Source organism: Vibrio sp. YT-15, from assembly GCF_033337445.1.
In the GTDB taxonomy this organism is placed as follows: domain Bacteria; phylum Pseudomonadota; class Gammaproteobacteria; order Enterobacterales; family Vibrionaceae; genus Vibrio; species Vibrio alginolyticus.
Genome location: NZ_JAWOQR010000001.1, coordinates 652,722 through 674,658, shown reverse-complemented (window position 1 = coordinate 674,658; position 21,937 = coordinate 652,722). Strand labels below are relative to the sequence as shown.

Below are 21,937 nucleotides of genomic sequence, written 5' to 3'. Positions count from 1 at the left end.
CTGGTTTCAATATCATTGGGCTATCAATTGGAAAGTGATGAAGATCGCGAAATTTTAATTCGAGAAAATAAGACTTTTAAATATGAAAATTTAATCACGAAATTTGTTTTTTGAATTTTAAATATCTTTTTCGTTTGTAATATCTGTACCTGTCAATTTTAAAGAACAAAAAAGAGATATTCCAAATGAAACGTTTAATTATAGGTGTTAGTAATTACATGCCAGAAGACTTCAGTTTATTAGCTGAATCTTTAGATGAACAATTTAATCGTCATTTACAACCTTTAGAGCAAGTTGAATTAACCGACGTTGGTGCGGCTATTATTACTTCAGCAGACATTAAAGCAGGTCTGCATAAAATGATTTCTGAAACGGGTTACGGTATTCCAGTTTTCTTAGTAACGGATGCAAACCCAGTTTCGGCTGAAGATTACGTTTGGCTAACTGGCGTTATCGATTTAGAAAGACAATCTATTGAGTACTACTGTCGTCAAATCAACGAAGCAGTAACCAAGTACGAATGTCGTCTGCTTCCTCCTTTCTTCAAGCAATTAACGCACTATGTTGAGATGGGTAACTCAGCGTTTGACTGTCCGGGACACCAAGGTGGTCAGTTCTTCAAAAAACACCCAGCGGGTAAACAATTCTACGATTTCTTCGGCGAAAACCTGTTCCGTAGTGACTTGTGTAATGCGGACGTGGATTTAGGTGACTTACTGATCCACGAAGGTTCTGCACATCAAGCGCAGGCGCACGCTGCAAAAGTATTTAACGCGGACAAAACTTACTTCGTACTTAACGGCACTTCTGCTTCAAACAAAGTAGTCTGTAACGCGCTGGTAACTGAAGGTGATTTGGTACTGTTCGACCGTAACAACCACAAATCGAACCACCACGGTGCGTTAATCCAAGCGGGTGGTATGCCAGTTTACTTAGAAACGGCGCGTAACCCTTGGGGCTTTATCGGTGGTATGGATGAACACTGTTTCGATGAAGAATACATTCGTGCTCAAATCGCGAAAGTGGACCCAGAACGTGCACGCGATGAACGTCCTTTCCGTCTTGCTATTATCCAACTTGGTACTTATGACGGTACTATCTACAACGCTCGCTACGTAATGGATAAGATAGGTCACCTTTGTGACTACATCCTGTTTGACTCTGCATGGGTTGGTTATGAGCAGTTCATCCCTATGATGAAAGACTGTTCACCACTGCTGCTGGATTTGAAACCAGAAGACGCAGGTGTGATCGTGACTCAGTCTGTTCACAAACAACAAGCTGGCTTCTCTCAAACATCTCAAATCCACAAAAAAGACCGCCATATCAAAGGTCAAGCTCGTTACTGTAACCACAAACGCTTTAACAACGCGTTTATGATGCACGCATCGACTTCACCATTCTACGCACTGTTCTCTGCGCTTGATGTGAACGCGAAGATCCACGACGGCGAAGCAGGTCTGCGTTTATGGCGCGATGCGGTTAAGACAGGTATCGAAGCGCGTAAAGAAATCCTTAAGAGTTGTGAATTGATTCGTCCGTTCATTCCAGATGAAGTCGAAGGCCAACCTTGGGGCAGCTACGACACTGACGTGATCGCAACGAACAAGAAATTCTTCATGTTTGAGCCAAACGCAAGCTGGCACAAATTCGAGGGGTACGGTGAAGGTCAATACTTCGTTGACCCATGTAAATTGCTACTAACCACAGCAGGTATTGCTGAAGATGGCAGCTACGCAGATTTCGGTATTCCTGCAACGCTTTTAGCGAACTTCCTTCGTGAAAATGGCATCATCCCTGAAAAGTGCGACTTGAACTCTATCTTGTTCCTACTCACTCCTGCGGAAGATATGGGTAAGATCCGTCACCTTGTGGCTCAAATTAACCGATTCGAAAAATTCATCCGTGATGATGCCCCTTTAAGTATCGTACTTCCAAGCGTCTACGAAGCGAATAAAGAACGCTACCGTGGCTACACCATCCGTCAGCTATGTCAGGAAATGCATGACATGTACAAAGAGCTGAACGTGAAACAGTTACAAAAAGCGATGTTCCGCAGCGAGTACTTCCCACAAATGGTTCACAAACCTGACGTAGCAACACGCAAATACTTCCGTGGTGAATGCAATTACCTACCACTTAAAGAGGCCGTGGGCCGCATAGCCGCTGAAGGTGCACTTCCTTACCCTCCAGGCATTATCTGTGTGATCACTGGTGAAGTCTGGACTCAACAGGTGGTGGATTACTTCCTATCTCTAGAAGAAGGCATTAACCGCTTCCCAGGCTTCGCGCCAGAAATTCAAGGTGTGTACCTTGAAGATGTTAACGGTCGCACTACCGCACATTGTTATGTCCTAAAAGATTAATCTACCCGTTCGCACCACGCTCCGGCGTCGGTGCGAACCGCTTATTCGTGGAGAATAATTTATGAGTACTGAAACTAAAAAAATGTCGGTGGTGCAGTTAACCATTCTGACATTCATCAACATGGCTGGCTCCGGTATCATCATGCTGCCAAGTAAACTGGCGCAAGTGGGCACCATTTCTGTGTTGTCTTGGCTGATCACGGCGGCGGGCTCTTTGGCGTTGGCTTACGTGTTCGCAAAATGTGGTCGCTTTAGTAAACGTGACGGTGGTATGAACGGTTACGCGTCTTATGCATTCGGTAAATCGGGTGCATTTATGGCGGGCTGGACTTACGGTTTGTCGCTCCTTATTGCGAATATTGCGATCGCGATTACTTGTGTGGGTTACGGCTCCGCATTCTTTGAAGTGACCCTATCTCCGGTCGAAACCTGTTTGTACACCATCGCCATTCTTTGGATTTGTACTTTCGCTAACTTCGGTGGTGCGAAAATCACAGGTCAAATTGGTACATTCACCGTGTGGGGCGTAATCCTACCAGTGTGTTCATTGGGTATTGTTGGTTGGTTCTGGTTTAACCCAACCATGTACATTGAAGCTTGGAACCCACACAGCTTGCCATTTGGTGAAGCGGTGAGTGCTTCTATTGCGATGACTCTATGGGCATTCCTTGGTCTTGAATCAGCTTGTGCGAACTCTGAAGCAGTAGAAAATCCAGAGAAGAACGTACCAATCGCAGTGCTAGGCGGTACGCTAATTGCGGCTGTGGTTTACATTGTATCGACAAACATCTGTTCTGGTATCGTTGCAAACTCTGAGCTTGCCGCTTCTACCGCACCATTCTCAACCGTATGGTCTGTGATGCTTGGCTCAGCAGCAGGTAAAGTGGTTGCGGGTATGGCGGTATTGGCTTGTGCGGGCTCTCTATTGGGTTGGCAATTCACTATCGCGTCAGTGTTCAAATCGTCTTCTGATGCGGGCTTCTTCCCTAAATTGTTCTCTCAAGTGGACAAACGCGGCACACCGATCAAAGGTATGATCGCGATTACTATCATCCAATCAGTATTGTCTCTAATGACGATTTCTCCAACGCTGAACGAGCAGTTCGAAGCACTGGTTAACCTAGCGGTAGTAACAAACGTGATTCCTTACATCTTATGTATGGGCGCAATCTTTATTATGCAGCAAGTGGCGCACGTGCCAGAGCGCGAGATGAAAACCACCAACGTTATCGCTCTGATTGGCTCTCTGTACAGCTTCTATGCGCTTTACGGCTCCGGCTACGAAGCGATGATGTGGGGGTCTATCGTAACCTTCCTAGGCTGGAGTGCTTACGGTCTGATTGCTGCGAAGCATGAGCCTTTAGCAAATTAAAAAATAATACAGAAAGAGCCTTCCCAAACGCGGTGTGGAAGGCTCTTTGTTTTTAGGCATTTACGCCAAACCCAAGTCAGCTCAACGTATTTGAGGCTAGACATCCAATGACGTGAAAACTCATTTTCGACATTTGGAGGACGAAAGATGATAAGTCAACCTGTTAAAATCGGTGACGACACCGCCGTAGTCATTCCAAGCGTAATCCTGGCTCAGCTCAGGATAAGGGAAGGAGATACCCTAGAAATCGCACTGAATAAAGACAAAATGGAAATTAAGAAGATGGTGTTGAAAACCAACGCTCCAACTTACTCTGAAGATATCGAGGAGAATTGAGTTAGAGAATCTTGGTTTGTCGGATACACTACTGGTTTCGCAAAACTGGCGCTTGCCGCTGTCTTTGAACTATCGATAACTACAATAAGAGGTAAGGTACTATGCAAGGTATCCTCTCTATACAATCTCATGTTTCTTTTGGTCATGCTGGTAACAGCAGTGCTGTTTTCCCAATGCAACGCATGGGCTTCGAAGTATGGCCGATTCATACCGTTCAATTTTCTAACCACACGCAGTATCAAGAAGGCTGGACTGGGCGAGCGTTTGCGGCTGAAGACATCAGCGAGTTAGTTCGTGGACTTGGTAACATCGGCGCGCTGGAAAAGTGCCAAGCGGTATTGACGGGCTACCAAGGTAGCGCAGAGCAGTGCCTTGCTGTTGAAGATGCCGTGACGAAAGTGAAGCAAGCGAACCCGAACGCACTTTACGTTTGCGACCCTGTGATGGGCGCGCCAGACAAAGGCTGCATTGTGGCTCCGGGCATTGCTGAAAATCTTCTAACGCGTTTGATGCCAATGGCGGACGTGATCGTTCCGAACCAATTCGAGCTAAGTCAATTTGCTGAGATGGAAATCCACTCACTAGACGATGCGATCACCGCATGCCAACGTGCGCTAGAGAAAGGTCCAAAAGTGGTGCTAGTTAAGCACCTTTACTGCCTAGAAAATGGCAGCTTTAACATGCTATTGGCTACGCAAGAAGGTATTTACCTTGCGAAGCGTCCTCAATTTGAGTTTGCTAAACAACCTGTTGGCGTGGGCGATCTTATTTCAGCTATTTTTACCGCGGGACTCTTAAAAGGCTGGTCTCCTAAACAAGCTTTCCAACATTGTCATGACGCGTGCTACGGGGTGTTAAGTGCAACGTATCATGCAGGCGAATGGGAGCTGCAAACTATCGCGGCGCAGCAAGAGTTTGTTGAACCAAGCAAACACTTCCCGATTGAAGAAGTGGCTCTGGTCACCGCATAATTGAGCGCAATTAAACAAAAAAGGGGAGCCATCATCGGCTCCCCTTTCTATTTGTTCTGTCAGTCTTACTGAGCTTTTTGCTGCTCTGATTTACAAACTGCTGCCGTAAAGACAACGTCTGTTGAGCTGTTTAGCGCAGTTTCTGCAGAGTCTTGAATCACACCGATAATGAAGCCAACCGCTACAACCTGCATTGCTACGTCGTTTGAGATACCAAACAGGCCACACGCAAGTGGGATAAGTAGTAGAGAGCCGCCTGCAACACCTGATGCGCCGCATGCAGAAACCGCAGCTACAATACTTAGAAGTAGCGCAGTCAGTAGATCAACTTCGATACCCATAGTGTGCACAGCTGCAAGCGTTAGCGTTGTGATAGTGATTGCAGCACCAGCCATGTTGATGGTCGCACCTAGAGGGATAGATACTGAGTACGTATCCTCGTCCAGTTTTAGCTTCTCACATAGTGCCATGTTTACTGGAATATTCGCCGCACTTGAACGAGTGAAGAACGCAGTTACACCACTTTCACGTAGACAACGGAATACAAGTGGGTAAGGGTTTTGTTTGGTTTTAACGAACACGATCGCTGGGTTTACAACGAGTGCGATGATCATCATTGCGCCAAGAAGAACCGCCAGAAGGTGTGCGTAGCTTGCTAGTGCGCTAAAGCCCGTTGTCGCAAACGTTGAAGCAACCAAGCCAAAGATACCAAATGGTGCAAGACGAATGATAAAGCGCACAATGTGAGACACGCTGTGGCTTAGATCTTCAAATACGGCCTTCGTTGTTGCCGATGCGTGGTGTAGTGCAAGACCCAGACCCACACCCCAAGCTAGAATGCCGATGTAGTTTGCTTCTACTAGTGCATTTACTGGGTTGTCGACCAGTTTAAACAACAGTGTGCGTAGAATTTCAGCAATACCTTGAGGAGGCGTTGCACCTTCAGCGCCGGTGACAAGCGTTAAATTGGTCGGGAAAAGGAAGCTTAGAACCACTGCTGATAGCGCCGCGAAGAATGTACCCATCAGGTACAGTACAACGATTGGGCGCATGTAAGTGTGTTGGTTTTTCTTTTGGTTTGCAATTGAAGCGGCAACCAAAATAAACACAAGAATTGGCGCGATCGCTTTAAGCGCACCGACAAAAAGGCTACCAATTAATCCCGCGCTTTCGGCATGGCTTGGAGAAATTGTCGCGAGCAAAATACCAAAGACGATACCGACAAGGATCTGGACGACGAGGTTACCACGAGCATATCGGGCAACGAGGCTGTTGTGTTGCATACATCATTCCTGCAATTTTATGCCAGAGTGGCAGGGCAATAGTCCATCATTACACGGCGATAATGCCCTTATATTGCAAGGGGTGAGCATTGCTTCTGGTCACTAAGACACATGATTATCAATTATCCTGTTTTTATAAATTCAGCCATTTTCTTGCTGAATATCACATATCTTAGCTTGGTAATATTTTGTGTCTAGTTTTAGTTTGTTTTTGGATTAAATGTTTGCTCAATGTTATTTAAATAAGATTTTTATGTTGAAAATTATCATTAGTTATGAGTAATGGTTTTTAATAAAGTTGTTAAAAAGGAGACTTTCGTCTCCTTTGATTTTATTGACAACTCAAACGCAACAAATTAATAACTTTGTTGGCGCCTGCGCTTATCATTCATGGCATTGCGAGCAAGTTTTCCGAATTGTCGACTTTGTGCTCGTTGCTCTGCCAAAGTCGCACCGTTAAAGGCTTGTTCTTGCAATAGTTTTTGATAGTTATTGAAACGACGAACTTCCAGTTTGCCATTTTCAATCGCAGTTTGAATTGCGCAACCCGGCTCAGTTTGATGCTGGCAATCACCAAAGCGACAACGCTGAGCGAGAGCCTCAATGTCAGAAAACGCCTCACTGACCCCCGATTCACAATCTGCTAGTTGAAGCTCGCGCATTCCCGGAGTATCAATCAAGATGCCGCCATCAGGTAATAGATGGATAGAGCGCGATGTAGTTGTATGTCGACCTTTGCTATCGTCTTCACGAATATGCCCAGTTGCCTGTTCTTGTTGCCCGAGTAATGCATTAACAAGAGTTGATTTGCCAACGCCTGAAGAACCGATAAAAGCGAGGGTTTGTCCTTCTTTGCACCAGGTCATGAGTTTAGAAGCACTCTCTATTTCTAAGCCGTTGACTGTCTCTATAGCTAATAGAGGATCGAGCTTCTGTACTTGGCTTTTTAGTTCATCAGTATTGTCACACAAATCGGCTTTGGAAAGCACGATGACGGGTTCGACTTCGGCTTCATGAGCCAAGGCAAGATAACGTTCAATACGACTTAAATTGAAGTCGTCGTTAAGGGAACAGACGATAAACACTGTATCCACATTGGCTGCGATGAGTTGCTCTGCCACTTTGCTGCCAGCTGCTTTGCGGCTAAAGAGGCTCAAGCGATCCAGTAAGCGAACAAATTGCTGATCTTCATTTAAGATTACCCAGTCTCCGACGGTCATGTTGGGTAAAGAATAGTGGGCATTAAGACGAACTTGCCCAGTTTCTGTTGCCAATAAATAACCACTTCGGTGATGCGCAATTACACGAGCAAAGATAGTGTTGTCGTAATCGTCTAATGTCAGTTGTTGCTGAAAAAATGGTTTCCAACCCAATTGTTTTAGAGGGTTTGAAGTTGAAACTAATGTGTCACAAAAAGTATGTGTTTGATTCATTATTGAATTATCCCAGACGCAACAAAGCGCCTTAATACAAATCGCATTAGGGTCTAATTCGGATAGAGTTGACCCCGGTGAAGACCGGGCAGAGAAGGGGAGTTGTGGCTATGCCACAGAGTTGGTGCTGTTAGGGTTACCCTTGCGATGCCCAGTTAGTGTTATTCAATACAATCATCTTGTGTCCTCTTCGTTGGTTAATAAATAAGTGAGTTAATTAAGCCAAAAGAGTATAGCCGCCGTTTTTTAAAGAGGGTAGCTATACTGCAAAAATATTAACTTTGTTTTGTGATGCGCTCTTCCATAATCTGCGAATACGTGTTGGCTTTTAAGCCGTATATGATTTGGACATGACGATCATCCAATATCACGACGCCATGCGCGCCATGATTTTTGAGTGCGTTCTTATCGATGACGGACGTCGCTCTGAGGGTAAGGCGCAGCCGAGTCGCACATGCACCAGTTTCTAGCAGGTTCTCTATGCCCCCAATGGCGTCAATGATCGTATCGACGTCTTGTTCGACATTGGGGTTGGTATGAGTTAGGAAATTGAAAAATTGCTTCAGCACTGACTTAACCGTCATTTGAAGAGCCTTCGGTCGTTAGTTTTGAAATGGCTTCAACAATCGGTGCCGGTGAGAGTGTATGCGGTACTTTAGTGATTAACGTGCCATCCGGCTTCAAGAAGTAAAAGTAAGAGCTATGATCCAGCGTGTACTTTAGTTCCGAGCCTTCCAATTCTGTCTTACGGAAAATGACACCATAGTTGTGTGCCAAAGGTGTCGTTACATCAAGTGGTGCCGATAGGCCTTCAATCATTGGATGGAAGTAATGGGCATATTTTGCTGATGCATCGGCCTCATCACGCTCTGGGTCTAAAGAAATGAACATCGGGCGTAGTTGTGCTTTTTGCGCGTCGTCAATTTGATTCAGTGCCCCTGCCAGCATTGCAAGAGAAGTTGGGCAAACGTCTGGGCAGCGAGTAAAGCCAAAATAGACAACTCGGATGCGAGGGTCATTCACATCGAAGATATTGACGGCTTGGTTATTTTCCCCAAACAATACCGTTTGTTGAGAGGTGGAACTGTCCACTAGCTCTGGCTTCGTGTTCTGATTATCTAAATAGCTCTTTACGCCAAACCCGAGTGCGAAAGCAGCTACGAGAAATAGGGACCAATTGCGGCTCATAACGATTCCTTATCTTTGCATTTTTATAGCAGGGTAAACGGTATTCTCTCCATCACTGAGTTCACCAACCCAAGTCATCGCATCCTCCGTGCAAACCGGGAGAATGATGTCACCTTGATATTGGCCAGGAGCGATTTGCTTCAGCAAAAACTTAGGCTCACCCATCTCCATTTCTCTTCCTGAAAGACTTAGGATGAGTTGCTTAGCATCGCTTGTATGCCACTCAACATTTAGAGTGGTAGGAACCAAGGGTTGAGCAGTTTCTGAGTTTAGTGTCATCGTAACATTTTCTTGGACGCAAGAGGTTGTAGAGAGAAAGCAGTATTCATCTATTGACTTGCTTTGAGTGGAAGAAGAAAAGCTTTTTATTAGAGTCGGGGCATAAAATCCCGCAACTAATGCGGCTGAAACAGCGGCGATTTGTAACACTTTCATGAAGGTTCAGCATTTATCACTTAACATTACGAGCATCGTAGCACAGATGCGCCGCTCGCCAACTCGTGACCTCGGTAAATTGTGCGTTATACCTCGGTGACCAGCTTCCTAGTAACGCGACGGACTTTATTGCATCAAATACAGCAGAGTTTTCAATTGAGATGTTTTTGCCCTTAGCCAATAGATAAAAACGGAGCCAATTGGCTCCGTTTTTATTTGGTTCAGTATGTGTTTGATACCAAATTTATTTATCTGAATCTGCGAATTTCTCTAGACCCAAAACCAGAGCAATGGCTGCAAGCATCATTACGACAGCAAGTACTAACTGAGAAGGTTGTGATGTCACGTGTTCAAATTCAAATGGTGATAGGTTGTGCTGTAGCAATGGCACTTGTTCGCCCTTCGAATTGGTGCGCCAAGTGATGGTTTCTTTCCATGGCCAAATCTTTGGCAACGTACCAATCATTAATCCAGTCAAAAACATCAGGGTGAAATCACGGAACTTGCGTAGTAACCACGACAATAAGTGAGAGAAGGACAGTAAACCGAGCACGCAGCCAGACAAAAATAGCGCTAATGTATCGACTTGAAAACCTTTCACTGCGGCTAATACAGGAGCATACATGCCAATCAGCAGCAAAATAAAACTGCCAGAGATACCCGGCAAGATCATTGCACAAATCGCGATAGCTCCAGCGAATAAGGTGTTAATGGCCGTTGGTTCCATGTGTAAAGGTTTGAGCACAGTAATACTATAAGCAAACCCGACACCAACGAGCAGAATGACAAAGCGGACAAGATCGCGTTGCTCAACCTGACGAATAATGTGATACACAGAGACCAAAATTAGACCAAAGAAAAATGACCAAAGTGGGATCGGGTGTGTGTCAAGAAGCCAAGTAATCAACTTTGCTAGCGTTGCAATACTGGTGAAAATGCCGGCAAACAGAGCGATAAGGAAGAATCCGTTGATGTGATTAAACACGGCTTTAACCCCTTCTTTTCGCCAGATAGAGAAAAGTGAGGGGTTAATGCGTCGAATGCTTTCAAGCAGCGTATCGTAAATACCAGTGATAAACGCGATGGTGCCGCCAGATACACCAGGTACAACATCTGCTGCACCCATGGCGATTCCCTTGAAGAAAGTAATTAAGTAGTTCATTGCTCTAATGCTAAGTCGTTTCGATGGCAGAGAGTATACAAACATTGCGATGAAAAAAGTATGAAATAGTGCTGTAACTACTTGGTTTTATATCCAATCTATTGCCTATCTTTATTACCCGCCAAGAGACAATGTCGCCGTAACGAGCTTTTAATGCTTGGTTTACATTTTTGAGATGATTAACTCTACTATCAATTATCAGTCTTGGTTGCATTATGCAATTGCAATTTGCATTACAAAGTTGCATTTTGATAATTTGCGCGTGAATAAATCCAGCTTATATGAGATCTTGTGCCCAAAAATAAGTCTTTGCATTTTGGCATGATTAATGCATAATACTGCTCGACCCTTCTTAAGCCGAGGGTCACCTAGCCAACTGACGTTGTTAGTGAATACAATTTGTTCACACTAAATATAAGCCAATCGCGATTATTGCGGTTGGCTATTTTTTTATATGAACAACGTTACTTACGTGCTTTGCAAATTGCACTTCTCTTACTGTCAGTCATAAAAAAGGGCTGACGTGTTACGCCAACCCTTGTGTTTTACTTTACGTTTTAACCCGTTTATCTAGCAGTTCAGTATCCCATTAACTGTAGCAAATTTTCAGCTGTCACAATGGCTTCTTTACGATTAGCAATATTAAGCTTTTGGTACAGGTTGCGAATGTGGGTTTTAATTGTCGTACCTGCCACATCCAGCTCTTGTGCGATTTGCTCGTTACTAAAGCCTGAATAAATCAGTCCCAGAACCTGCCATTCGCGTTGTGTTAATGGGCTGGTACGTACTAGCTCTGGCACATTAGGGTGATTCACCAACTTTTCAATAAAGTCTTCATCAAAGTGAATCGACCGGCTACGTTGATTCGATGAAATGTCCTTCATTAACTGTTGAGCACGGTGACGCTCAAGATCGCCCAGTTCATGGCGGAGGCTCAACTTCTCCAGCAGACCGCCAATGGTTGCACCATCAATCAGGAAGTTTCCGACCATGCCAGTTTGGTTCGTCATTACTAATGCTTCTTTTAACAGTGCCTTGGCTTGCTCCTCATCTTTTTGGCGAGCAGAAAGGACCGCTTCAACCACTAAGTTGCGATTAGTATCTGTGATTAGGTTAGTGCGACGAGCTTCACCTTGGAGAAAATCTAACGCAGCACGAGCGTCGGTATATTGGCCTAAGTTAATGTGGGCGCGAGCAATGTTACGCCATTGCAATTGAGAAAAGTGGTTGCATGCCGATTCAGGACGAACCGCAGTGTTGAGCCATTCTTGCATTGCATCGGTATTCCCGCGCGCTTGCCAAAATAGAATCAACGATAGTGAAGCGTTTGCAGTCCAATCTACGTGGTAAGTCGACTGTTTCATCAAGTGTTGGATGTGCTCAATGAATTTACCGGCTTTGTCTAATTCACCGCGTCCAATCGCAATACGCGCCAACATCGAATAGCTATGTAAGTGCTTGCTTGGTGAATGGTTTTCGAGAATTTGCAGACCTTTGTACGCGCATTCTTCCGCTTCATCAAGTCGGTTCCAGCACCAAAGTACTTGCGCGCGAATACGCAGCAAAAATTCATGAAGAGGAACATGCTGAAGCTGCTGATCTTCAATCAGACGAAATGCGGAATCTTGTAGTTCAAAGGCAGCTTGCACGTAACCTTGTGCAATTAAAATCTCGCTTTGCTGCAATATTGCCCATAACGCTTGGTGATATACCTGATACTGACGAGCTAGCTTTTCAGTTTGTTGCATCATCGGCAAAGCACGGTCTAGTTTACCTAGCACGTGGTTAACTTCACCAACAACCGAAGTCGCCACAATTCGGCTACGGTAAATAGTGTTATCAAGTTGGCTAAGCGCTAGCTCCGCTAATTCGAGAGCTTTTTCTGGTTGGTTACTGTTGATAGCCACTTGAGCAAGCAACGCGTTTGCTTGACCTTGATAATGAATATCTAACGCAATGTTACGCTTTTTGTGTTCCTCTTCCGCTTCTTCAAGCAGGTGGCCCACTTGGTTATAACGATGCTGACTTTGAGCCAACCATGCTCGGAGCATCGTAAGTTTTGGGTGGCTGAACAACAGATCATCGTCCAATTTGTTAATTGAGCTTTCCAGTGTGCAGAGTTCGCCTTGGTTAAACATCTTCCAGCCGAATTCGTTTAGGATCTCTACCACTAAGTCCTTATCATTCGATTTTTGTGCATGATGAATCGCTTGGTGTGGTGCTTTTTGTTGTAACCAAGCGATAGCAGCATTGCGGTGGAGATCTTTTTCTTGCTGAGGAATACGAGCTTGGCGCTCATGAGATAAAAACTCGCCAAATAAGTTATGGAACCGGAACCAGTTCTGTTCCCCTTCGAGCGGGTAAATGAATAAGCCGTAACGGTTAAGCGATTCAATCATTCCCAGTGCATCTTCGCGTTGGGTAAGGGCAAACACTAACTCATCATTGAAGTGGTCAAGCACGGATACTTGCATTAAAAAGTGACGAGTTTCGTGATCGAGTAAGTCAAACACTTCTTCGACCAAGTAATCCCACAAGTGCGCGTGATTGAACTGCGATACCGACTCTACAGTTTGTGCCAATGTGCGGTTTTGATGTTGGGCTTGTAATGCGATCAACTGCATCGCCGATGGCCAACCTTCAACATAGGTTCTTAGGCTGTTCGCCATGTCTTCATCGATACCATCGGCGATACGCTGGTTAAAGAAGCGAGTGGTTTCTTCGGTATCAAACGCCAACATCTCGTTGCCGATTTCGATCATTAAATCACGAACACGTAAGTTTGCAGTGCCCAGAGGCGGCGCTGCACGACTGGTTACCACAACGGTGAGGTTGTCTGGCATGTGCTTTAAAAAGAAACGCATGGATTCATGGATTTCATCATTCGTGATTAAATGGTAGTCATCAAGCACCACGTAGCACTCTTGATGAAAGTCAGCCATTTCAGCGAACACTTCGCTAAATAGGGAGCGTAAAGACGAGATCTGACGTTTTTCCGCCAGTTTTTGTGCGTTAGCGCAACTGAAGTTGGTGGCTTTGTTTAATGCTTGAAGCAGATAGTTTACAAAGCGAAAGCCGTCGTTATCGCTGTCATCAATGCTGTACCAACCGACGTTTGGCTTATCGGATAGCCACTGCGCTGCCATTGTCGTTTTTCCGTAACCTGCTGGGGATCGGAATAAAACCAATTTGTAGTAAGGCGCTTGCTGTAGTAAGTCCAACACTCGTGGGCGCACGATGGCATTGTGCAGGCGTCCTGGTCGAGTAAGCTTAGATGGAATCCACATTAGTAGTTATGTCCTTATTTATGTATACCCAAATGACTGCAACGTGATCATTCTAGTAAAGCCCCCTTGAAAGCCGTCTTACTGAATGATGTCATCAGCATCAAAAACACTGTTTGAATGCCGGATAATGTCGCTACTGTTGGGGCTTGCGTCCGTCTGAAAAACCATTCCATACGGTCACTTAGATATAAAAGCTAGCGAAAACTAGAAATAACTCACATCGCCTAATTCTAGTTTGTATAAAAAGCGTACAATCCTGTGAGCTGAGTGGGATGTTACGACATCAGAAATGTTCGTTACTTTGATCCACTTCCTAATTCTCAAGGGTTGATGGATTTACCATCAACTACGCCCTTTATTTGTGATTGTCGTCACTTAAATATCGTTTGTTTCGTTAGCGTTAAGATCGCGTTGCACATAGATTACGAAAAGTTCTTCTACGCTGACCGAGTTAATGTGACCGATATTACAATTTTCACATCATCAGATGAGTGGACTATAAAAAGCGTCATGAACGGGTTTTAACCTTTCTCACATTCCATTGTGATCAAAATCACTAAGAACTGGTGCAAAGTTCACTTTGTTGAGATTTGGATCACTAACCTAGCAATGGTACCCCCTCTACGCCCTCAGCCCTCCTCCTTCAAAGGATGAGAATTAGGAGGATGTTTATTCACAGAGGTAAATGCACGATGTATGGCAGATGAATTACCAAAAGACGTGAGAATTTCGTAATGAAACCTACTCAACAAAAACAATTTGACAAGAAGTCGTTCCAAGAAAGCGTAAAGAAACACCTATCTGTAACTTACGCTCATACGATTGAAAACGCAGACAGCCGCGCATGGTACCTAGCAATGGGGCATGCTCTGGCTGAATTTACTACTCTAGATTTGCTTGCGACAGAAGAAGATCCACGCATTAAAAGTGCGAAGAGCGTTAACTACCTTTCGCTAGAATTCCTTATCGGTCGTTTGACTGGTAACAACCTAATCAGCATGGGTCTGTATGAACAAGTAACAGAAGCAATGGCTGAACTGGGTTACAACCTAACTGATTTGCTAGAAGAAGAGCGCGACCCATCATTGGGTAATGGTGGCCTTGGTCGTCTGGCTGCGTGTTTCATGGATTCATGTGCGGCACAAGAATTCCCAACTGTCGGCTATGGTTTACATTACGAATACGGTCTATTTAAACAGTCATTCAAAGATGGTCGCCAGCAAGAAGCACCTGACGCTTGGCGCGGTGTAGAAGGCTACCCTTGGGAAATTGCGCGTCCAGAACTTGCGCAAGAGATCGGTTTCTACGGTCACGTTGAAGTGATTAACGAGAACGGTAAAGAAGTTCGCAAATGGGTACCAGGCATGACAGTAAGAGCAATGCCTTGGGATCTTCCAATTGTGGGTTACGAATCAGACACGGTTTACCCGCTACGTCTTTGGGAATGTCAGGCGATTGCACCATTCTCACTAGCAAGCTTTAACAATGGTGATTACTTCGAAGCTCAGCACGCACTGATCGACGCAGGTAACATCACTAAAGTGCTTTACCCGAACGACAACCACGAGAAAGGTAAAACACTGCGTCTAATGCAGCAGTACTTCCACTCAGCAGCGTCTGTACGTGACATCCTACGTCGCCACGAAGCTGCGGGCTACTCGCTAGCGGATCTACCTAAGCAAGAGACTATCCAGCTTAACGATACACACCCAACGATTGCGATTCCTGAACTAATGCGCATCCTGATGGATGAAAAAGGTTTAGCTTGGGAAGCGGCTTGGGAAATCAGCTCTAAGACATTTGCGTACACCAACCACACGCTACTTCCAGAAGCACTAGAGACATGGCCAGAGTCGCTAATCCAGCACCTGCTACCACGTCACATGGAGATCATTTACGAGATTAACCACCGCTTCCTACAAGACGTACGTGCAATGTGGCCGGGTGATGTCGCGAAGCAACAGAAGCTTTCTATCATCGAAGAAGGTTTCCACCGCATGGTTCGTATGGCAAACCTATGTGTAATCGGCTCTTACGCAGTAAACGGTGTAGCAGCACTTCACTCTGAATTGGTTAAGAAAGACCTATTCCCAGAGTTCCACGAAATGTACCCGACACGTCTACACAACGTAACGAACGGTATTACGCCACGTCGCTGGTTGAAGTTTTGTAACCCAGGTCTGTCTCAGCTTATCACTGAGAAAGTCGGCCCAGAATGGCCAGCGAAACTAGAGCAACTTGAAGGTATTGCGAAGTACGCTACTGACGCGACATTCCAAAAAGAATTCATGGCAGTGAAGAAAGAGAACAAAGAACGCCTAGCAACTTGGGTGAAAGAGAACATGGGTATCGAGCTCGATACTAATGCAATCTTCGATGTTCAAATCAAGCGTCTGCACGAGTACAAACGTCAGCATCTAGACTTGCTACACGTACTGTCTCTGTACCACCGTATTCTTAATGAACCGGGTTTTGAGTGTACGCCACGCGTTGTGTTCTTCGCAGCAAAAGCAGCACCGGGTTACCACCTAGCGAAAGAAATCATCTTCGCAATCAACAAGATTGCAGACAAGGTGAACAACGATCCTCGCATCGGTAACAAGCTGAAAGTGGTGTTCATCCCTGACTACCGCGTGAGCATGGCTGAAATCATTATCCCTGCGGCTGACGTTTCTCAACAAATCTCGCTAGCGGGTAAAGAAGCATCAGGTACAGGTAATATGAAGATGGCGCTAAACGGTGCGCTAACTATCGGTACAATGGATGGTGCAAACGTTGAGATTCGTGAGGAAGTAGGCGATGAGAACATCTATATCTTCGGTCTAGATGTTGAAGGTGTGAAAGCGCTGAAAGCTCAAGGTTACAACCCATTTGATTACTATAATGCGGATCACTTACTCAAAGCGTCAATGGACTTGCTATTGGGTGAAGAGTTCACACCAGGTCAACCAGGCTTACTGCGTGCAACGTATGACAGCCTACTAGACGGCGGTGACCCGTACTTATGTCTTGCGGACTTTGCATCTTACGTGAAAGCGCACGAAGACATGAGCGAACAATATAAAGATCAAGCTGGCTGGGCGAAGAAGGCCATTCTTAATACCGCCCTTGTTGGCAAGTTCACGTCAGACCGCTCAATCCGCGACTACGTGAACAATATCTGGAAACTTGAAGCGGTGAAACGCTAATAGAACCTAGTTAAGACCAAGGTAGCCAAGCGCTACCTTTGGTCATTTTCCAAAAGAAGTTATTGATAACAATAAAACCCTACATGGAAGGTGTTGGTATTACCTTCGGAGAAAGCGATGAAAGAACAAACAGCATTAAAGAAAGTCGCGGAAATGGCGAGATTGGCTGATAGCTATGTCAGTGCTTGGGGAGATGAGGCGAAAGTGTCTGAGGAGACGCTACGCCGCTTGCTCGCTTCGCTTGGCTACGATACTAGCAGTGATGAAAAACTACTGGCTTCTGCTGAAAAGAAACATAAAAAAGACGTACTAGCCCCTGTTCTTGTTTTACGCGACGGCGAACCAGTCGAAGTGGAACTAAACCTAGGTACGAGTGCTCGTGAGAGTGAATTCAGCTGGCGTTTAGAAACAGAACAAGGAGAGGTACTTGAAGGCTATCTTCAGTCCCAAATTGTTCGTGATGAGCGTGCTGAGGGTGGCCCTCTAGTGTTTGCATTGCCAAAGAACTTGGCTTGGGGTTATCACAAACTGATCATCAGTCGTAAGCGTCGTAAAACACCTTACGAGATGTCATTGATCATTACGCCGAAAGCGTGTTTCAAACAAGACGATCTAAACCAACACAAAAAGCTATGGGGTCCTAGTATCCAGCTTTACACACTGCGTACTCAGCATAACTGGGGCATCGGTGATTTTGGCGACCTAAAACAACTGGTGAGTGATATTGCCTCTCGTGGCGGTGACTTCATTGGCTTGAACCCGATTCACTCGCTGTTCCCTGCGAATCCAGAAGGGGCAAGCCCATACAGCCCGTCTTCTCGTCGCTGGCTGAACATCATGTACATCGACGTAAGCTCTGTACCTGAGTTCGCGCTAAGTGCAGAAGCACAACAGCGAGTGGGTAGCGCAGAGTTCCAACAACGTCTACAAAAAGCGCGAGACTCTCATTGGGTGAATTACACCGAAGTTTCACAACTAAAAATGAGCGTTCTTCCGCTGCTATTCAGTGAGTTTAAAGCTCGCCATTTAGACAAGAACACCGATCGCGCTCGTGCCTTCTTGGACTTTGTTGAAAAAGGCGGAGACAGCTTGCTACACCAAGCTGCATTCGATGCACTTCATGCTGATTTACATGCAGAAGATGCAAACATGTGGGGTTGGCCTGTATTCCCTGAGAAATACCGCACATTCGACGCAGCTGGTACTCAGAAGTACATTAAGGACAACCAAGATCGTGTTCACTTGTACATGTACCTGCAATGGATCGCAGACGATCAAATCAAAGAAGCACAAGCGCTAGCCGAAGAAAAAGGCATGGCTGTGGGTTTGTACCGCGACCTTGCGGTTGGTGTTGCAGATTCAGGCAGCGAAACATGGGCAGACGAAGGCGCGCTAGTATTGGATGCAAGCATCGGTGCGCCGCCGGATGTACTTGGTCCACTAGGCCAAAACTGGGGTCTGCCTCCGCTTAACCCTCAGGTTTTAGAAGCGACTGGCTACGACGCTTATATCAAATTGCTACGTGCTAACATGAAGCATTGTGGTGCATTGCGTATCGACCACGTACTTGGCCTGCTTCGCCTTTGGTGGATTCCAAAAGGCGAGAAAGCGACAGAAGGCGCATACCTGTACTACCCAGTTGAAGACATGCTAGCAATCCTAGCGTTGGAATCTCACCGTCATCAGTGTTCTGTAATCGGTGAAGACTTGGGTACTGTACCTGATGAAATCGTTGATATCCTTCGTGATGCGGGTGTGCATTCGTACAAAGTCTTCTTCTTCGAAACATCAAAAGACGACGGTGGTTTTATTTCTCCGAAGCATTACGCAGAGCAGTCTATGGCGGCATTGTGTACGCACGATATGCCAACACTACGCGGTTTCTGGCACTGTGATGACTTGAAGATGGGGCGTGAGATTGGTTTGTACCCTGATGAACAGCAGTTGGAAGGCCTATTCGCTGACCGCTTGAAGTGCAAACAAGGTATTCTAGACAGCGTTCGCTGGCATGGCTATCTGCCAGAAGGCATTGGTCATGATGCTCAGTACGTGCCAATGGATTCATACCTAAGCGAAGCGCTGCAACTGCACGTAGCTGCGGGTGACTCTGCACTGCTTAGCGTTCAGCTTGAAGACTGGCTAGAAATGGATCAACCTGTCAATATTCCTGGCACGGTGGATGAGTATCCAAACTGGCGTCGTAAATTGTCGATGAACCTAGATGAAATCTTCAGCCGTGAAGATGTGAATCGTATTTCTAAACGCCTTACTGAAGTTCGCGCACAGGCGAGTAAGTAAGATGCCTAGAGTGACGTAGATGGACGAGCTGATCACCAATTTTGTTAGCTCAGAGGTACGAAAGTTCCGTCTAGGTCACTCATTCCTAAAACACAATCCGTTAGGATGAAGTACCGTTATTATGCCCGCGACAATAGCGGGCATTTTTGTATTTTGACGCCGTTTACGCAACGAACGTGAGAAGCGGAGTCTTTTTGTGAGTTCACAACGTTGGCTGTGGAGAAACCGATGTTTGATTCAGATCTCTGGTCTTGAAAAGGATGTTGGCTCTAGGGAGAAAGATTTGAAAACCACCAAAACCAAGAAAATAAAGAAACAACACGAACGCGCATACGAACTGCTTGCTGAGGCGGCTTACTCAGATCCATTTGCGGCGCTGGGTCCATTCATTGACGACGAAGCTTCGCTGAGAGTTTGGATGCCGGGCGCAAACAAGGTTGAACTGCTTGTTAATGGTGAACCTCGCGTGGCGCTTGAGCGTGATGGCGACAGCGGTTTCGTCTTAAAAGAGCAACGCGATTTACACCTGACCCACTACCGTTTAGCGGTCGATTGGAATGGTGTTGAACAAATTATTGATGACCCGTACCAGTACCACAATATCTACCAAGAGTACGAGCATCTGCATACGCCAAAAGACATGTATCACTACATGGGCGCACACTTTGTCACGCTAGAACGTGGCGGTGAAAACATCTCTGGTGTGCGTTTCCTTGTTTATGCACCACATGCATCTGCTGTTAGCCTTGTGGGTTGCTTCAACCAATGGGATGGCCGTCGTCATCCAATGCAACGCCTAGACTACGGTATCTGGGGCCTATTTATTCCTGGCTTAGAAGAAGGCGTTCAGTACAAATTTGAGCTAAAAGGGCCAAATGGGGAAGGGCTGCCACACAAACAAGACCCTTGGGGTTTCTACTCTGAGCAATACCCATCGTTCGCATCCATCACCTACGATCACAAGCGTTACCAATGGCAAGATGCGAAATGGCAAAACCGCGCAGTGACACAAAAGCGTGATGAAGCGTTATCGTTTTATGAGCTGCATGCTGGATCATGGAAGCGCGACGAGAACGGTGATTTCCTCAACTACCGCGAACTCGCGGAGCAGTTGGTGCCATACCTTGTGGATATGGGCTACACCCACGTTGAGCTGATGCCTGTGTCTGAGCATCCATTCTATGGTTCATGGGGCTATCAACCCGTTGGCTTATTTGCGCCAACTAGCCGTTACGGCTCACCTGATGATTTCAAATTCTTCGTGGATGCGTGTCACCAAGCTGGTATCGGTGTGGTGCTGGATTGGGTTCCGGCGCATTTCCCATCGGATGACCACGGTTTAGCAAACTTTGACGGCACACCGCTGTTCCACGACCCGGACCCACGTCGCGGTTGGCACCAAGATTGGAACTCATACATCTATGATTTAGGCCGTGAACATGTGCGTCGCTTCCTTGTATCGAATGCGCTGTACTGGTTTGAACAATTCCATATTGATGGCATTCGTGTGGACGCAGTCGCATCGATGCTTTACCTCGACTACTCACGTAGCCACGACCAGTGGGTACCAAACGTTGATGGTGGCAACGAAAACTACGACGCAATCGCAACCTTAAAATGGATGAACGAAGAAGTGTACAAGCACTTCCCGAATGCGATGACGATTGCGGAAGAGTCAACGGCGTTTCCGAGTGTGTCTGCGCCAACCTTTATGGGTGGTTTAGGCTTTGGCTTCAAGTGGAATATGGGGTGGATGCACGACAGTCTTTCATACATCAAAGAAGATCCTGTTCACCGCAAATACCACCACAATACCATCACATTCCCGCTAGTTTATGCGCACAGCGAGAACTACGTCTTGTCTCTCTCTCACGATGAGGTGGTGTACGGCAAAGGCTCTATTCACAACAAGATGCCGGGCGATGAATGGCAGCAAACCGCAAACCTACGAGCATACTACGGTTATATGTATGGTCAACCGGGCAAAAAGCTGAACTTTATGGGCGCGGAAATTGGCCAAACGGCGGAGTGGGACCACGATGATCAGTTGCAATGGTTCTTACTGGAATATGAGCGTCATCAAGGTGTCCAAAAGCTGATGCGAGATTTGAACCACTTGTACCGAAATGAAGCGGCGATGCACGATCAAGATTGTGTTCCTGCTGGTTTTGAGTGGCGTCTACAAGACGAAGCGGATGCAAGCATCCTAGCGCACGAGCGTATCAGTAAAGAGGGTGAGCGTATTCTCATCATCACCAACTTTACGCCCGTACCACACGAGCGTTTCCGTTTAGGTGTTCCAAATGCAGGTCAATACGAACTGCTGCTGAACACGGACGACAGCAAATACGGCGGCAGCGATTTTAAAGTGCTGACCATTGTGAAAACGGAAAAAGTTGAAAGTGAATCACTGCCTCAATCACTTGAGCTTCGTTTGCCTCCACTTTCAACCGTGTTCTACAAGCTGCACAAATAATTTAGTCTAATCAAATTCTAAGCCCGTTTTACATTGTAAATCGGGCTTTTTTTGACCTATTTTTTACCTCTAAAACTTGTTGTTCTTGATTGAATCAGGCAAGCTCACGGGTTTGTTTATCATCAATCGCTAATGCATTGGG

Annotated in this window: 14 protein-coding genes; 7 read left to right on the top strand and 7 right to left on the bottom strand. The window is 45.8% G+C overall.

Features of this window, described 5'->3' with window-relative positions:
* The first annotated feature begins 185 nt into the window (after nucleotides 1–185).
* The 4 genes from speF (at nucleotide 186) to pdxY (ending at nucleotide 5,045) form a co-directional block, all read left to right on the top strand.
* Nucleotides 186–2,366 (top strand): ornithine decarboxylase SpeF, encoded by a 2,181-nt coding sequence (gene speF / locus R7D93_RS02935; protein WP_042522198.1) that lies wholly within the window; start codon nucleotides 186–188, stop codon nucleotides 2,364–2,366.
* 61 nt (nucleotides 2,367–2,427) lie between these two features.
* A complete protein-coding gene (potE, locus tag R7D93_RS02930) occupies nucleotides 2,428–3,738 on the top strand; it encodes a putrescine-ornithine antiporter (protein WP_042522196.1) in 1,311 nt (436 codons plus the stop codon).
* Nucleotides 3,739–3,885: 147 nt separating this feature from the next.
* Nucleotides 3,886–4,074 (top strand): AbrB/MazE/SpoVT family DNA-binding domain-containing protein, encoded by a 189-nt coding sequence (locus R7D93_RS02925; protein ID WP_042522194.1) that lies wholly within the window; start codon nucleotides 3,886–3,888, stop codon nucleotides 4,072–4,074.
* A 101-nt stretch (nucleotides 4,075–4,175) separates the two neighbouring features.
* Nucleotides 4,176–5,045 (top strand): pyridoxal kinase PdxY, encoded by an 870-nt coding sequence (gene pdxY, locus R7D93_RS02920; RefSeq protein WP_213866689.1) that lies wholly within the window; start codon nucleotides 4,176–4,178, stop codon nucleotides 5,043–5,045.
* Nucleotides 5,046–5,110: 65 nt separating this feature from the next.
* Here pdxY and sstT read toward each other — a convergent pair whose 3' ends face one another.
* From sstT to malT, 7 genes are all read right to left on the bottom strand, one after another.
* A complete protein-coding gene (gene sstT, locus R7D93_RS02915; RefSeq protein ID WP_005374821.1) occupies nucleotides 5,111–6,328 on the bottom strand; it encodes a serine/threonine transporter SstT in 1,218 nt (405 codons plus the stop codon).
* 356 nt (nucleotides 6,329–6,684) lie between these two features.
* Nucleotides 6,685–7,761 carry a ribosome small subunit-dependent GTPase A gene (gene rsgA / locus R7D93_RS02910; RefSeq protein ID WP_213867910.1) on the bottom strand — a complete coding sequence of 359 codons (1,077 nt, stop codon included), beginning with the start codon at nucleotides 7,759–7,761 and terminating at the stop codon, nucleotides 6,685–6,687.
* Nucleotides 7,762–8,036: 275 nt separating this feature from the next.
* A complete protein-coding gene (locus R7D93_RS02905; RefSeq protein ID WP_005384641.1) occupies nucleotides 8,037–8,345 on the bottom strand; it encodes a PTS transporter subunit EIIB in 309 nt (102 codons plus the stop codon).
* Nucleotides 8,335–8,949, bottom strand: coding sequence for an SCO family protein (locus R7D93_RS02900; protein WP_017820122.1), 615 nt, complete (start codon nucleotides 8,947–8,949; stop codon nucleotides 8,335–8,337). Before R7D93_RS02900 ends, R7D93_RS02905 begins: the two co-directional genes overlap by 11 nt.
* A 9-nt stretch (nucleotides 8,950–8,958) precedes the next feature.
* Nucleotides 8,959–9,384 carry a hypothetical protein gene (locus tag R7D93_RS02895; protein WP_017820123.1) on the bottom strand — a complete coding sequence of 142 codons (426 nt, stop codon included), beginning with the start codon at nucleotides 9,382–9,384 and terminating at the stop codon, nucleotides 8,959–8,961.
* 244 nt (nucleotides 9,385–9,628) lie between these two features.
* A complete protein-coding gene (locus R7D93_RS02890; protein WP_025998607.1) occupies nucleotides 9,629–10,546 on the bottom strand; it encodes a DUF368 domain-containing protein in 918 nt (305 codons plus the stop codon).
* A 578-nt stretch (nucleotides 10,547–11,124) separates the two neighbouring features.
* Nucleotides 11,125–13,833, bottom strand: coding sequence for an HTH-type transcriptional regulator MalT (malT, locus tag R7D93_RS02885; RefSeq protein ID WP_213866691.1), 2,709 nt, complete (start codon nucleotides 13,831–13,833; stop codon nucleotides 11,125–11,127).
* A 734-nt stretch (nucleotides 13,834–14,567) separates the two neighbouring features.
* On the opposite strand from malT, the gene R7D93_RS02880 reads away from it, so the two are divergent.
* The 3 genes from R7D93_RS02880 to glgB all read left to right on the top strand — a co-directional run bounded on the left by R7D93_RS02880 (nucleotide 14,568) and on the right by glgB (nucleotide 21,795).
* The gene (locus R7D93_RS02880; RefSeq protein WP_005374836.1) at nucleotides 14,568–17,021 is read left to right on the top strand and encodes a glycogen/starch/alpha-glucan phosphorylase; all 2,454 of its coding nucleotides are present in this window, start codon (nucleotides 14,568–14,570) and stop codon (nucleotides 17,019–17,021) included.
* A 117-nt stretch (nucleotides 17,022–17,138) separates the two neighbouring features.
* Nucleotides 17,139–19,319: a 4-alpha-glucanotransferase gene (gene malQ / locus R7D93_RS02875; RefSeq protein WP_005374838.1), complete on the top strand. Its 2,181-nt coding sequence runs from the start codon at nucleotides 17,139–17,141 to the stop codon at nucleotides 19,317–19,319.
* A gap of 283 nt (nucleotides 19,320–19,602) precedes the next feature.
* Nucleotides 19,603–21,795 carry a 1,4-alpha-glucan branching protein GlgB gene (glgB, locus tag R7D93_RS02870; RefSeq protein WP_395237164.1) on the top strand — a complete coding sequence of 731 codons (2,193 nt, stop codon included), beginning with the start codon at nucleotides 19,603–19,605 and terminating at the stop codon, nucleotides 21,793–21,795.
* Nucleotides 21,796–21,937: the final 142 nt, after the last annotated feature.

Bases quoted from the DNA above. Each gene is read 5' to 3' on its own strand.
- R7D93_RS02880 (WP_005374836.1), top strand. From the start codon at position 14,568: ATGAAACCTACTCAACAAAAACAATTTGACAAGAAGTCGTTCCAAGAA.
- rsgA (WP_213867910.1), bottom strand. From the start codon at position 7,761: ATGAATCAAACACATACTTTTTGTGACACATTAGTTTCAACTTCAAAC.
- R7D93_RS02895 (WP_017820123.1), bottom strand. From the start codon at position 9,384: ATGAAAGTGTTACAAATCGCCGCTGTTTCAGCCGCATTAGTTGCGGGA.
- sstT (WP_005374821.1), bottom strand. From the start codon at position 6,328: ATGCAACACAACAGCCTCGTTGCCCGATATGCTCGTGGTAACCTCGTC.
- R7D93_RS02890 (WP_025998607.1), bottom strand. From the start codon at position 10,546: ATGAACTACTTAATTACTTTCTTCAAGGGAATCGCCATGGGTGCAGCA.
- malT (WP_213866691.1), bottom strand. From the start codon at position 13,833: ATGTGGATTCCATCTAAGCTTACTCGACCAGGACGCCTGCACAATGCC.
- R7D93_RS02905 (WP_005384641.1), bottom strand. From the start codon at position 8,345: ATGACGGTTAAGTCAGTGCTGAAGCAATTTTTCAATTTCCTAACTCAT.
- R7D93_RS02900 (WP_017820122.1), bottom strand. From the start codon at position 8,949: ATGAGCCGCAATTGGTCCCTATTTCTCGTAGCTGCTTTCGCACTCGGG.
- pdxY (WP_213866689.1), top strand. From the start codon at position 4,176: ATGCAAGGTATCCTCTCTATACAATCTCATGTTTCTTTTGGTCATGCT.
- speF (WP_042522198.1), top strand. From the start codon at position 186: ATGAAACGTTTAATTATAGGTGTTAGTAATTACATGCCAGAAGACTTC.
- malQ (WP_005374838.1), top strand. From the start codon at position 17,139: ATGAAAGAACAAACAGCATTAAAGAAAGTCGCGGAAATGGCGAGATTG.
- potE (WP_042522196.1), top strand. From the start codon at position 2,428: ATGAGTACTGAAACTAAAAAAATGTCGGTGGTGCAGTTAACCATTCTG.
- R7D93_RS02925 (WP_042522194.1), top strand. From the start codon at position 3,886: ATGATAAGTCAACCTGTTAAAATCGGTGACGACACCGCCGTAGTCATT.